The following is a 13,763-nucleotide window of genomic DNA, read 5'->3' as shown; positions in this document are numbered from 1 at the left end:
AGATCGAGCCGGCTGCACCCGGCATCACCTAAACTGTGCTGTTTTTCCGCCGGCCGCGAATGAGGCATCGCGCCGGGCTCTGATCTTTGGTCAGTCATTTCATTGACCGCCGCGTGGTTCGGCCGGATATTGGTGCGCGATATCCGTGCCGTTCAAGGTCACCGCCATGAGACATATCCACCGCAGCCTGATGTGCGACATGCGTCATCGCGTGCAGCATCGCTGCGTCTCGGCGGCGACCGGCGTCTGTTGTTGATCGCTTCGAAAATCCAGAGCACTCGACAATCAGACAGGAGCGCCGTCATTCGGCGATCGAGCACGCATGTCCCAGACCCAGTCTCAACCATCCCAAGCTTACGTCATCGAAGTATCGGATCGAACCGCGGGCATCGTCGTCAGCGATAGCGGCGGCTTCTGCTTCTTCTCCTCGGACCGCGCTTTTGACGGCCTCGACGGTGGCCATTTCGGTTCCGCGCGCGCCGCGGAGCGCGCGGTGAGGGCGCACCTGCAACGGCGCCGGAGCCGGCCGTCATCGATCTCAGGCAACATCTGAAAGGACCATCATGACCACCCGACGCATCATCCTTGCCGCCGCACTGGCGTTCTCGGCACTTGCGGTTGTGCCAGCTCACGCCGAAGACAAGCCGGCCGAGATCCGCATCGGCACCCAGAAGGGCGGCTTGTTCCCCGCTGTCCGGCAGCGCCACACCGTCGAGGACGCGTTCAAGCCGCTCGGCATCGAGGTCAAGTGGATCGACTTCCAGTTCGGGCCGCCGCTGCTCGAGGCGATCAATGTCGGCAGCGTCGATTTCGGCTTCGTTGGTGATACGCCGCCGATCTTCGCGCAGGCCGGCGCGGCCAGCATCCGCTACGTCGCGGCGGTGACGTCCGACGGCAGCAACCAGGCGATCATCGTGCCGGCGGACTCGCCGATCCGGACGCTCGCCGATCTCAAGGGCAAGCGTGTCGCATTCGGCAAGGGCTCGAGCGCGCACAATCTGCTGGTCGCGGCGCTCGACAAGGCCGGCCTCAGTTGGACCGACATCACGCCGACACCGCTGGCGCCGGCCGACGCAACCGTCGCCTTCTCCAGGGGCATCGTCGACGCCTGGTCGATCTGGGATCCGTATCTGGCTTTGGCGGAGCTCAAGGACAAGGTGCGCGTCATCGCCTTCGACAAGGACGTGCACAAGCCGAACGCGTTCTACATCGCGGGATCGGATTTCGTGGCGAAGTATCCGTCCACCGTCGCGAAGCTCAACGCGATCTTCGCCGCAGAAGGAAAATGGGCCGCGGACCACCGCGAGGAGGTGGCCCGTGCCCAAGCCGAGGCGACCGGCGTCGACATCGAGGCGATTAGGCGCTTCGTCGCGCGTTCGAACTATCAGGTGGTGCCGCTCGATGCGGAGATTGTCAGGAGCCAGCAGGCGATTGCCGATCGGTTCAAGGCGATCGGGCTGATTCCGAAGCCGATCAACGTGTCGGATATCGTCTGGAAATGGACGCCGGGCTCGTGAACGTTAGCGCGAGCTCGACGTCCAGATGGCGCTGCAGGCAACTATCGTTTCATAGCCGCCTGCAGCGTTCTATCCCTGATGGGTTGGGTTATCGCCTGTCTATTTGTTCGTCGATGGCAGGTGGGTGTCCACCAGGCTCGCTGCTTTCCGCGCGGCTGGCTTGTATGGGCAAACCATTGTCAATCGGAGAAGTGTCGGAGCCTTGCGGTCTCCGTCTCCGTATTCCCAGACCAATCTGATGTCGTGCAGGTCGGCGTCAGGCGCGTCTTCCTTCTGCTCCATCACGTCGATCAAGATCGGTATCGGAGGCTCCGAGTTGAAGCACTTCCGGGCACTGGCGTCCAACAGTGCGCATTTTGTTGAGGGGACGACAACGTGCTCGTCGTTCGACAGCGGCTTGGTGTTGGGCTGCGCTGACAGTTGTATCCGGGCCTGACCAACGCTCCGGTACCACGCCTTGCCGACGCCGCTCGGCCAAGTCTCCGTCGGTGTGAGGATCGGTTGATATTGACCGTATTCCATCGTGTGGATGTCGATCTGATCCGATGCCTTGAGCTTCGCGACGCTCCGCTTCATGTTGTCCAAAGGATAGTAGTTACTGTTCATCAGCTCTTTGAACTGCTCGTCGTTGTAGATTCCGCCCATCGATTTTCCTCCGATGTGAGATGCGACCTGGGTTGGAAAACTTGCAGTGTATCCAAGCTTGTCGGCGAGCGGCCTGGTTCAGCTTGGTCTCAACTAGATCGAGACGCTCGGTTCTATCTGCTCAAAGAAAGGTATCATCCATGACGACGACGCGTCAACCAATGCAACCTTGAGGTATTATTCTCGGAGCAGCCCTTGGGTTTCGCCCAGTGCGAAAGCGCGATGCTGGCGGAGGACCAAACGCCCAACACGACCATTGAGACAGCGGCGAGGTCAAAAAATCTCGCGACCGGTGCTCCTTGTCTTGATAGCCACCAGCCTCCGAGCACGATGAGGAGTAACCGGGCCGTCTGCGCCAGCACTGGCCCCAGTACCTTCGCTGCTCCCTGCGACGAGAAGTAGATCGATGATCCAAGTCCAAGAAAGGCATAGAATGGCGCGACGGTTGCAAGATATTCGCGGCCGATGGCCCGTACGATCGAGTCTTCAGTGAAGATATTGATCCAAAGATCCGGGAGCATCGCGATGAGTCCTGTAGGCAGGCCAATTACGATGAACGCGACGAACCCTGCCGTCCAGGCGATGCGCTTGGCTCTGGAGATGCGCTCCGCACCAATCGCGATTCCCATCATCGGCACCGATGCGACACCGACTGAGAAGGCGATCGAGATCAGTACGTATTCAAGTCTTGCGCCGATGCCGTAGGCTGCGAGTGCAGCGGTCCCAAACACCGCTAGAAGGTGTGTAAGGACCCCGGTCGTCAGGACGGACTGTAACGGTGAGAAGCAAGCAACGGCACCAACTTTCAGGATGTCCAGAAGCATTGCCGACTGAACATGGAGCCCTCGCAACTTGGGAACGATGCCAGCGCGCCCGGTGAACAAGTACCAGCCGATGACCGCGATGTTGATTGAATAAGCGATCAGTGTGCCTGCCGCAACTCCATGCATGCCAAGTTGCGGTACCGGCCCGAAGCCAAGGCCCAGCACACCTCCCAGGACAATCTGGCAAGCGGAATTGAGGATCATGAGTGAGGGCAACTTCATGTTGCCGGTACCGCGCAGAATACCTGCCATCGTGTTGAGCAGCCAAGGTATGACTGCGCCGCCGAAGTAGACGTGGCTGTATGCAACGGCCTGTGCCAATGCGTGACCCTTGCCGCCGAGCGACTTGAGCAGCGATGGGCCAAACATGAGCATGCCCAGCATAAAGACGACGCCGAGTGAGATTCCAATCAGAAGGGCATGTGTCGCCAAAGTTGCAGCGCGGTCGCGGTCGTCCGCGCCGAGCGCACGCGCAATGGCTGATGCCACGCCACCGGCCATTGCTCCGCCTGACATGCTCATGGTTAGCATCACGCAAGGAAATATCAGCGCGAGCCCGGCGAGCGCGTCGACCCCGAGCCGGCCGATATAGTAGGTCTCTGCGACTGCCACGAGGGTGCCTGCGGAGAATGCGATCGCGTTCGGCCAAGCGAGCCCAAGCAGAGTTTGCAGAATCGGTCCTTCGAGCAGCGCTTTTACGCGCGCTTGAGAAGATGAGGGCGGACGCTTTTCCGCATCGGTTGCAATCTTGTCGGCAGGAACATCAGACATGGCTGTTCCTTCGCATCTGGGAACGGTTCTAGGCAGACAAACTATCTATGAGTGTATCAATCGGACTCTTCGCTTGTTGCAGGTTGGAGAATGTTGGCGCCGAGTCCAACCTGCCTCGTGAGGCAGGCTGGCCGCGTTCTTGAGGCATCCAGCTCTTGTCGCCGGGCTGCTGCTCGCCTCCAAAATATCGCGGACGATGGCGTGTGGTCCGCAGCGAAATCAGGCCGGGCAGACCATCGTCAGCAGGAGAAGGGTCGGCGGCTGGTCGTCGCCATTCTTATGCTCCCAGGTCAGCAGGATGTCGTGCCGGTCGGCGTTCGGCGCAGTCTTGTCCTGCTCCTTCACGTCGATCTGCATCGGGATCGGCGGTTCGGAGTTGAAGCACTTGCGGACGCTGGCATCCAGCAGTGCGCACTTGGTCAGCGGGACGACGCCGGGTTGGTCCTTGGAGAGTGCCGCGCTGTTGGGCTGGGTTGCGAGGTCCAGACGGGCCTTGCCCATCTCCCGCTGCCACAACTTGCCGCTTCCGCTCGGCCATTTGTCCCTGGGCGACAGGATCGGCTGATACTGGCCGTATTCGAGCGTCTCTATGTCGATCAGTTCTGACGATTTAAGTATAGCAACGCTCTTGATCATGTTCTGCAAAGGATAGTAGTTTGCGTTGATATGATCTTTAAATTGCTGGTTGTTATAGACACGTCCGCTCATCGCGTTTTCCTTTCAGTATAACTTTGGCTTGCTGTAGTGGTGCGTAGGTTTCTGTAAAAGCTGGTTCGCCCGACGAAATGGGTCGTGCGCGGGCACATTTCTGTCGCGCTCCGACCTACCACTCAAGACTGTGGCTCGTCCAGTTCAACAACCTTCTTGTGCAGGTTTGGGTGTGCTTCGACCCCGTGTCCGGATTGATAAGCATGTCCCGATTGGTAATCTCTACCCCAAGCTGCTCATCCGGGATGCTGAGCTGGCGATAACGCAGCAGCCTTGAGAGCAGGGAATGCTTTGTTTTGCATGCCAATCGGCGATCGGAGCGGACGACAGTTGGTGCGCCAAATGCGGTGCCGCCGTCGCGAAGCGCGTGGATCCCGATAGCGAACAGCGATTTGTGACGATCCTTCGTGCCGACGTGGTGGATTCCACGGGGCTCGTTGCGGATCTGGAGCCGGAAGCCGCGGTCTCGCGTCTGGAGCCGGCCCTGGCCGCCATGCGAAGCGCGGTGCGACAGTTTGGCGGCATCGTCAGCAAAGAACTGGGTGACGGGTTGTCCGCGGTTTTCGGCGCACCGATCGCCGATGACAACCACGCGCCGCTGGCTTGCCATGCCGCGATCGAGTTGGTTCGGCGCGTCGCCGGCCTCGGCGACGCCGGGCTCCAGGTTCGGGTCGGGCTCCATTCCGGACGGGTGGTGGCCTACATGGTCGCCAGCGAATATTCCAAGGTCTATGAGATCGGCGGGGTAGCGCAGCACCTTGCAGCGAGGCTCGAAGCAGTCGCCGGGCCGAACCAGATCTACGCGTCCGAGGCCTGTCAGAACCTTGCCGAGGGCAACGTTCAGTTCGAATATTTGGGGCGACAGCAACTCAAAGGTTTCAGCGAGCCCTTGCCTGTCTACCGCGTCACTGGTGCAGCGGATGTCTCCAGTTGGCGGGTACGCAGGGCGCGGCGTGTGGCGCGGTTTGTCAACCGCGTGGAAGAAACCGCGCTGCTCAAACGGTTGGCGCACAGCGCTGGCCCTGGCCGGCAAACGGCGTTCCTGATTGGTGAACCTGGCATTGGAAAATCGCGGCTGGTGCACGAGTTCGTTGACGAGCTCCAACGTGAGGGGTGGCGTCCCGTCCACGCCGAGTGCAGCCCGAATCTTCAAGGTGCCCCGTTCAGCGCACTGAAGGCGCTGATGCTTTCAATTCTGGCGGACGACTCGACAGGGCTCCAGTCGGATCTGACGGCGGTCCAGCGTTCCGCGATCGACGCGGTGTTGGATCGTCCGATATCTGATCCGGAATGGGCCGAGTTGGAGCCCCACGCGCGCGGCCGCGCGATCATCGACGCGAGTTGCACCGTCGTCGAAAGCGTCGTTCTGCGCCAGCGCACGGTGATCCTGGTCGAGGATCTGCACTGGATCGATCGTGCGAGTGAGGCCGTCATGGCGGCGCTTGCGTCTCTCAAGGCTCCCGGTCTGCTGATGCTGCTGACCAGCAGACCCAACGGAATTCCGGATTGGATCGAGCGTTGCAACGCCGAGATTGCCGCTCTGCGTTCCCTCGGCGAAGATGCGGGACGAGAAATGCTGGACGACATTCTGGGCTTGTCGGAGAACATGACCGACCTGAAGAGCCGTGTCGTTCTCCACACGGCCAGCGTGCCGCTGTTCATCGAAGAGGTTTGTCGCAGCCTCAAGGACAGCGGAATCCTCCGGGGGCAGTGGGGCGATCTCGCGCTTGCTCGTCCGGTCGGCGACTTGGGCATTCCGAGCAGTATCCAGGGCGTTATTGCCACACGTCTGGATCGTGTGTCGAAGGAGGAACGCTCACTTTTGCAGATCGCGGCAGCGATTGGACCGCACTCCACAGAATCCATGTTGCGCGAAATCGCAGGTTTGCCTGGCGAGGCTATGCAGCGATGCCTGGAGGCTCTCGATCGCGCCGAGTTTCTCGTGAGGATCGATGCCGAACCGGATGATTTGCTCGAGTTCCCGCACGAGATGATCCGCCAGGTGACGTATGACTCGATGGTCGAGAAGGTCCGTGAAAGTGTCCACGCGCGCATTCTCGCAACCCTGGAGAGCAGCGGACGTTGGCACGATGAACCCAACAGACTTTGTTATCATGCGACACGAGCCAAGGATTGGCAGAAGGCGTTTACGTATGGGCGAGCCGCGGCACGACGAAGTCTGACGCGATCGGCGTTCGCCGGTGCGGCCAGCTATTTCGAGACTGCCATGACGGCACTCGACAAGATGCCGTTCTCCCGCTTGAGGGAGACTGACGCCGTCGATCTGAGGATCGAAGCGCGGGTGGCATTCATGTGGTCGGGAAAGGTTGCGGAATCGTTCGACCTTGGCAAGGAAGCCGAGCGCCGTGCCGATGCAATCGGCGACATAGGACGCAAGGTTGCGGCCATGACGATGAGGTCGGGTACGCAGAATTTCTACGGAACGCCTGTCGAGGCGATTGCTACCGGCGAGGCCGTCGTGGGCCTGGCCGGGCAATGGGGTAATTCGGGCTGGATCAACCTCGCTCAATACACACTTGGCCAAGCCTATTTCATCGCCGGTCGGCTGCGGGACGCCGAGCAGATGCTCGGCCATGCCTGCATCCAGCTTTCCGGGCCGGATGCCAGCGCGCCGCCCGGGACGACCCCGAAAACCCTGCTGCTGCTCTGCTGCATGATGAAGAGCGTGACCCACACCACGTTGGGAGAGATCGACACGGCCATCGAGTTTCATCAGCGCGCCATGGCGATCGCCAATGAAAGCAATCGGCCGTTCGATCGCGTTGGCACGGGATATAGCGGCGGCTTCCTGATGCTCGGCCAGGGCAATCCGGCGGGAGCAGCGGGCATCCTGGAGGAGGCCTTCGCCGTCACGCAGAAATATGGGATTCGTCTCTTCGCGCCCGTTGTCGAGTGCCATCTCGGCATTGCGTATCTGGAGCAGGGCCGGTTCGCTGAGGCGCGAAAGACGCTCACCGATGCCCGAGAGGAGGCGAAGTCGGTCGGCTACACCTCGATCGTGCTGCGCACCTCGATCTATCTGGCGCAAGCCTTGAGCCGGCTCGGTGACGTGCCAGCGGCGCTCGGCATGCTGCGCGAAGCTCGGAATACGGCGCGCCAGCAGGGATTTTCCGGACTGGAAGCCGAGGCTTTGCTGGGCGAGGCCGCAATGCTGTCGGCCTCGAATGAGGCCGAGCGGAGTTCAGTTCTTCACCAGTTGCGTGCCGCGATCGGAATTGCGTCTGATATCGGCGCGAAGCCGTTGCTTCACCGGGCCGAAACGGCTCTGAACGCCATGCTGGCCGATCCGCAGGGGAATCTTTTGCGCCGTTAGCGCTCGAATTACCTGCTCAAGGAGCGGTAAAGCGGGATGAGGATCGGTCCGACGTCGTGGCGCGTCAGGATGCGGCCGCGAGCGGCGGAGAGACCACCTGCGGCGCCTCTGGCATTTGCGTGGCCGTCGTCGCCAGCTGGAAGCGGATGCCGTGGACGGAGACGGTCAGCGGGATGCCGCGGAAGTCGTCGTGGAAGGCGCGAATCCGCCGCGCCAGCTCGCCGGCGTTGATGCCGGCGGGAAGCTCGCACATCTCCCGGTACATCTGCCGCGTGCTCTTGATCCCGCACCAGGCAATCGGCAGTTCGGCGAGCGGCGAGGGATCGCAAGCGAGATCGCGCGACATCCGCCAGAACAGATGGGCAAGCCGCACATAGGCGATCTGCTCAAGCCCGCGGACGCTGATCTTGTCAGGAATGATGAAGGATTCGACCCCGACGATCGGGCCGGAATCGACCCGCGCAGCCATCACATGGGCGACCGCGCCGAATATGCGGGCACCGTCATAGAGTGCGAAATGCGCCGGAGCCCAGCCGGGATATTGCGGGGGGCCGGGGTGGAAATTGTAGGCGCCGTGGCCGAGCGCGGCCAGGATGCTCTCGGGCACGATGACGCCGGTGGTGAATGCCAATAGCCGGGCGTCGCGCAGCACCTCCGGCTCGATCGCGGCGAGGTCTTCGGCGGTCACGGCGCAGCGGAACGACAGCGCCGGATTGTGCGCCTTCAGCAATTCGGTGAGCGCGAATTGCTGGCTGGCGACGCCGGTGAGAAGGATGATGGTCTTCATGATGTGGATATCCTTCCCTGTTTCAGTTGTTCTGGCGGTCTCAGCCGAACTGGCCGGCCATCACGACGACGCTTCCGGCGTCGCGGGATTGGCCTACGGTGCGGAACAGATCGGCCGGCAGCGTCTGCCACGGCGCGATCTCGATGATGCGGTTGTTGGCGCGTTTCGCCGCCGATTTCGCCGCGCGGATATCGTCCTGCCACGGGCAGAGCGCGAGCTCGAGCCGGCCGAAGCCGCCGCAATCGGCGGTGAATGCGCCGGTCACGGCCTCGATGCTCGCAGCCATCTCGCGCGCGTCACTGGCTGCGATATCGCGCATGATCACGGTGATCGCGTCGTTCGAGGCCGCCTGGGACTGGATCACGATCATGGCGTCGCGGCCGCCGCTGCGGCTGGCGCGCCGCGCGGCCCGCATCGCGACGCCGAATTCGGCGTCGGGACCAAGGTCGCTATTGTCGCCGGGCAGGTTGTGAACGACCGTGGTGTGGCGGGGCGTGCCGACGTCCTCGGCCGGGGCATGGTATGAGCGCGGCAGCCAGACGGTGTCGAGCGCCATCTGCGACGACGTCAGGCTCCATGCCTGGTCGAGCAGGTAGCCATCCCAGACCGCGGGATAGGCGGACGCGATGTGATGCCAGCTGCGCAGCAGTGCCTCGGCCGCCACGGCGCGACCGAGATAGAGGGTGCGCGTCGACATCTCCCACCGGTTCCACTTGTGGAGGGCGACGTCGCAATCGAGCGAGGACGGCAACAGGGGTGGCTCGCTGAGCGTTGCATCGGCCGCGATGAACAGCAGAGGCTCGGGGTGTGTTTCCCACATCCGCAGCATGAATGCGGATATCTCGGACGCGCGCATCTGCTCACCGTCCGCGGTGTCGATCGGCTCGATGTCGCAGGCGATCCGGAATTCGGCCAGCTTCTCCCGGAGCGCATCGGCGTGATCGTCGCCGCGGGAGCGGGGATAGCAGGAGACCACGCGTAACGGAGCCTTGGACCTGGAGCCTGCCTCGGGCGCGATCGGGCGCCAGGTGAGGCCGCCCCACCACATCTCGTGCGGGCCGTCCGCGCTCGGCCCGATCGTACCGAAATCGGTCAGCTTGGACTTCAGGAAATCGAAAGCCGGATTTTCGCCGAACGGCACGACGACCACGCAATCGGTGCGGAGCGATCGGTAGAGCATCTCGGCTGCTGGGCCGCTCGGCGGTTCGGCGAGAACGATGACGCCATGGTCGCGGGCGGGCACTGAACCGGGTTGATGGACGGCTGCGCGCCCAAGCCGTTCGGACAGCCATGCCAGCCGGCGGCGTTGTGCCGTGCCCATCCGGATGCCGTTTGCCGATAGCAATTGGTCAAAATTCGTCTGCAAGCCGTCTGCTTGCGCCGTGTCAGCCGATGTCATGCCCGCGCTACCCCTCGTTAACTAATACGTACGGGGCAGCGAGATCAGGCGGACAAATCAGCTGCGGCTGGCGGCCGGCGTGGCACGCCAGGTCAGCGTAGCCGCGGGGGCTGCGGCATCGTTCCGGTCTTCGACCGCCAGGATGCGATCATGGTCGAGGGCGGTCAGCCCGACCGTGTAGACTGCAACGTCTTCCTCGAAACCGTCGACCGGGATCAGCAGCATGCCCTCGTCGTTCGACGCGCGGAACTGACGGCCGCTCCTGTCGAGGCCGGCGTCGGTCAGCCGGTCCGCGGCGATCGCCTTGACGCCGGAATTGTCCGTGGCCTTCGCCGCACTCTCGCCGTGCTGGACGGTGACGCCATGGAGCAGGCCATTGCGGGCGAGCTTCGCCAGCGGCAGCGCGATCGTCGTGACCGCCATGCGCCGCGACAGCGGAATCCTCAGTCGGAGGTCGCCGAACCCGGTGTGAAAGACGGTGACGGTCTGAAGCGAGGCCTGACCGTCCTGCCCGAACAGGCCGACTTGCAACGTCCCGCTTGGCGACTCGCCGAATACGTTGGCGGGAAGGCGATTGGTGCCGAACAGCGTGTAAAGATAGGCGTGCGACGGTGACAGCGCGGCAAAGCTGCCCGCCAGCCACATCGGCGGTGCGGGCGCGATGCAGGCGGTTGCGACGCCGCGGGCGATGATGCAATCATTGATGAAGCTGGCATCGAGCAGTGGCGCCAGCGCTTGTGTGCCGAGATTGACGTCATGCTTGATGCCGCTGAGCAGCACGAGCTCGTCATCGTCGGGCAGCAACAGCAAGCGTCCGAGGACGGCGGTGGCCCAGCGCGCCGCGACGGTGGGGTTCGCGTGCGGCAGCAGGCCGTAGCGCGGTGCCAGCTCCCGGGCGCGGGAAGCATAGGCCAGCGCGCCTGCTTGCACCTCGGTCGCCAGCGCAAGCTGAGCGGCCGGGCGCTGGTCGGCCTCTCGCAACACCTCGCCACCGCGGTAGTCACGCGCCGATCCTTCGGCGGAACAGCAGAGCTGCTCCAGCAAGGCGACATTGCGGATCAGCATGCGCTTGACGTGCGGGGTGACCACCCGATCCGAAATCAGCCCTTCGGCGGTGTCGCTATCGGCGATGTCGTCGAACGCATCATCCAGCGTCAGCAGATAGGCACCGTGCAGGCGAATGCGAATGCCCTCGCAATCGAAGATGCGCCGCAGCGACTTCTGCACGCTTGCCGAATAGCCGAGGTCGACGAGGATCAGATCGGTGCAGCCGTCGAAATCCTCGATCCGTGCGCGAAGGTAGGCGAGCAGGCGCGTACGAACGCCGGTGGCGATATCGGCGATCTCGCTCGGGTCCATCAGATCGGGCAGCGCGTCGGCGAGCTCGCGTCCGCTCGCGATGCCGTCGGGAAACTGCGCAAAGAACTTCATCACCGCGGGGGGCTGCACCTTGACGATGTCGATGAAGGTCGACGCGTCGATCTTGACGACCCGGCTCAGCAGCTCGCAGAGCGGCTCGAGCGTATCGGCAGATCCGACCAGACTGACACGGCGATTGATCTCGACATAGGCACCGGCCTCGCCACGGGTCTCTTGCCAGACACGATACGGCAGTAATCCATCGCGGCCGAGAAATCCGATCGCAACGCGCTTGCCCTCGCGGGTGAGCGCCATGCGCCGCTCTTCGATGAATGCGTCGAACGCCGCCATCACCGGGCCGAGTACGGTGACGCCGAGGTGGAAGGCCGGCGATTGTTCCGCGCTTCGCGCAGTCACCACACGCCGCAGCGTGCGGGCGCCGTCATCGAGCCGCGACGGCCGATCGGGGCACAGCAATTCGAAGATCGACGTTTCGCGCTGAAACTTGGACGCCAGCGCGGCGCTCGCCTGCGGATAGTAGCGCGGGCGGATGCCGTGACGGCGCGCGCCCTTGATATCGGCGTTGTGATTGTCGCCGATGTGGAACGAGCTTGCCGCATCGATGCCTTGCTCGGCGAGATAGGTCTCGAACAGCGTTTCGCTCTTGCTGCTGCCGTGGTCACAGGACGCATAGAGGAAATCCCAGGTCAGCCCGGGGTTGCAGGTCCGCAGCAACTGCGCGAGCTGTCCGGTGTTCCAATAGGTGTCGGAGATGAAGCCGACGCGAAGATTGCCGCGCTTCATGTCCAGATATTGCTCGACCATTTCCGGATTGACGCGGCACAGCTCGAGCTCGGCCTCGAACTCGATCCGCGCGAGATCCTGCAATGCGTCGCGGTTCAGGCCGAACAGCCTGAACGGAAAGTACTTATAGATGTCGGCGATGCACACTTCGGTGGAGCCGTTGCGCTCCTGCGCCAACTTGCGCGCGCGCGTCTCCGCCTGGATTCGATGTTGAACGAAACTGTTGGACATATTTGGAAATTTTTCAGCAATGCAGGAAAGCTGAAAAACCCTTTCAAATACGCCATCTGGCGTCGTGCAGACGCGCAACAGAAATGTATCGAAAACATCGAATGAACATGCAGAAACATTCTGCGCTCGACGCGTCGCGTCGACCGTCACGATCGTCATGCGCAAGATTCCCGCCAGTCCTCATGCGTTCAACGCGCGCGTGAGACAAATCAGGCGCGTCAGTTCAAAAAAGTTGATGTGGGATTCGAAATCGCGCGCTTCGCGACTGACAGATTCAAAAAATCCGATAACGTCGAAACAGTGATTCGGAAAAAATTGCCTAGTCGCAATCGTCGAATGCAAGATGGCGACCACGCGGCAATGAGTCACTGGCATGCTCCACGCATGCACGTGTTCGCGTAGCGTTAGTCGATGTGACAACAGCGTTTTCCGGCGCGACGATCTCTCCCGCGGGAATGCGAGGCGATGCTGAACGATTGCTCCAAATCCTGGCGAACTTTTCCACGCGCAGTGGCGCGGCGGCAGCTTTTGCCGGGCGGTCGGCAAAAAAATCCAGCTAAGCATTTGAAAAATAACAAAAAAAATTCGCCTGGTTTGCCTGACGCCTCCGTTCAACGCTCAGAAGCCGTCTGGGATGTGTGCCAGCGGCGCGGGTTGGAGAGCGGGGCATGAGTTACGCGCTTGATATGACGGCAGCGGCCGAGATCGAGGCCACGACGGCTGCGGTCGCGCCGCTCGAAGCGGCTGCCCCCTGGATCGACGTCCCCACGGTCGCGGATGCAGGTCCGCTCGATACCGTCGAGATCCAGGACGAGGACAAGGAATTGCTCGATCGCCTCGCCGCCGGCGACGAGACGGCGTTTCGCGCTCTCGTCGAACGTCATGTCGATCGCGCCTACGCGATCGCGCTGCGCATCGTCGGCAACGCCGCCGACGCCGAGGACGTGGTGCAGGACACCATGCTGAAGGTATGGACGCATCGCGGCCGCTGGCAGCATGGCCGCGCCAAGTTCTCGACCTGGCTGTATCGCGTGGTCAGCAACCGCTGCATCGATCTGCGCCGCAAGCCGCGCACCGAGAACGTCGATGTCGTGCCCGAAGTGGCCGACACCCAGCTCGATGCCTCCACCGTCATCGAGCGCAACGAGATCGGCAATCTTCTGGAGGTCGCGATGCAGCGGCTGCCCGAGCAGCAGCGCGTCGCGGTGATCCTCTCCTATCACGAGAACATGAGCAACGGCGAGATCGCCGAGGTGATGGATACGACGGTCGCTGCGGTGGAATCGCTCCTCAAGCGAGGGCGACAACAGTTGCGCGAAATGCTCAAGCGGCACGAGCGGGACCTGCGCGGCGCGTTTACCGACTGCTAACCATAAATTCCGGC

Annotated in this window: 10 protein-coding genes; 3 read left to right on the top strand and 7 right to left on the bottom strand. The window is 62.4% G+C overall.

Features of this window, described 5'->3' with window-relative positions:
* Positions 1-301: 301 nt before the first annotated feature.
* Positions 302-463 carry a hypothetical protein gene (locus CWS35_RS39245; protein WP_157817302.1) on the bottom strand — a complete coding sequence of 54 codons (162 nt, stop codon included), beginning with the start codon at positions 461-463 and terminating at the stop codon, positions 302-304.
* Positions 464-563: 100 nt separating this feature from the next.
* Here CWS35_RS39245 and CWS35_RS32845 point away from each other — a divergent pair, with 100 nt between their 5' ends.
* The gene (locus tag CWS35_RS32845) at positions 564-1,517 is read left to right on the top strand and encodes an aliphatic sulfonate ABC transporter substrate-binding protein (RefSeq protein WP_100955433.1); all 954 of its coding nucleotides are present in this window, start codon (positions 564-566) and stop codon (positions 1,515-1,517) included.
* 99 nt (positions 1,518-1,616) lie between these two features.
* On the opposite strand, the gene CWS35_RS32840 is transcribed toward CWS35_RS32845, so the two are convergent.
* The 3 genes from CWS35_RS32840 to CWS35_RS32830 form a co-directional block, all read right to left on the bottom strand.
* On the bottom strand, positions 1,617-2,162 hold the full coding sequence (locus CWS35_RS32840) for a hypothetical protein (protein WP_100955432.1): 546 nt from the start codon (positions 2,160-2,162) through the stop codon (positions 1,617-1,619).
* A gap of 134 nt (positions 2,163-2,296) precedes the next feature.
* Positions 2,297-3,757, bottom strand: a complete 1,461-nt coding sequence (locus tag CWS35_RS32835; RefSeq protein ID WP_100955431.1) for an MATE family efflux transporter — start codon at positions 3,755-3,757, stop codon at positions 2,297-2,299.
* Positions 3,758-3,976: 219 nt separating this feature from the next.
* Positions 3,977-4,465: a hypothetical protein gene (locus CWS35_RS32830; protein WP_024580196.1), complete on the bottom strand. Its 489-nt coding sequence runs from the start codon at positions 4,463-4,465 to the stop codon at positions 3,977-3,979.
* A 286-nt stretch (positions 4,466-4,751) separates the two neighbouring features.
* On the opposite strand from CWS35_RS32830, the gene CWS35_RS32825 reads away from it, so the two are divergent.
* Positions 4,752-7,799 (top strand): AAA family ATPase, encoded by a 3,048-nt coding sequence (locus CWS35_RS32825; RefSeq protein ID WP_100955430.1) that lies wholly within the window; start codon positions 4,752-4,754, stop codon positions 7,797-7,799.
* Positions 7,800-7,863: 64 nt separating this feature from the next.
* On the opposite strand, the gene CWS35_RS32820 is transcribed toward CWS35_RS32825, so the two are convergent.
* The 3 genes from CWS35_RS32820 to CWS35_RS32810 form a co-directional block, all read right to left on the bottom strand.
* Positions 7,864-8,589 carry a formyltransferase family protein gene (locus tag CWS35_RS32820; RefSeq protein ID WP_024580198.1) on the bottom strand — a complete coding sequence of 242 codons (726 nt, stop codon included), beginning with the start codon at positions 8,587-8,589 and terminating at the stop codon, positions 7,864-7,866.
* A 37-nt stretch (positions 8,590-8,626) separates the two neighbouring features.
* Positions 8,627-9,952 (bottom strand): hypothetical protein, encoded by a 1,326-nt coding sequence (locus CWS35_RS32815; protein ID WP_311538667.1) that lies wholly within the window; start codon positions 9,950-9,952, stop codon positions 8,627-8,629.
* 90 nt (positions 9,953-10,042) lie between these two features.
* Entirely contained in the window at positions 10,043-12,379 is a 2,337-nt protein-coding gene (locus tag CWS35_RS32810; RefSeq protein WP_311538668.1) for a hypothetical protein, read from the bottom strand.
* A 668-nt stretch (positions 12,380-13,047) separates the two neighbouring features.
* Between CWS35_RS32810 and CWS35_RS32805 the strand changes: the two genes are divergently transcribed.
* Positions 13,048-13,749, top strand: coding sequence for an RNA polymerase sigma factor (locus CWS35_RS32805; RefSeq protein ID WP_024580201.1), 702 nt, complete (start codon positions 13,048-13,050; stop codon positions 13,747-13,749).
* The last annotated feature ends 14 nt before the right edge of the window (positions 13,750-13,763 follow it).

The organism is Bradyrhizobium sp. SK17, from assembly GCF_002831585.1.
GTDB lineage: Bacteria > Pseudomonadota > Alphaproteobacteria > Rhizobiales > Xanthobacteraceae > Bradyrhizobium.
The sequence above is the reverse complement of the archived record's forward strand: the minus strand, read 5'-3'. Positions and strand labels throughout refer to the sequence as shown.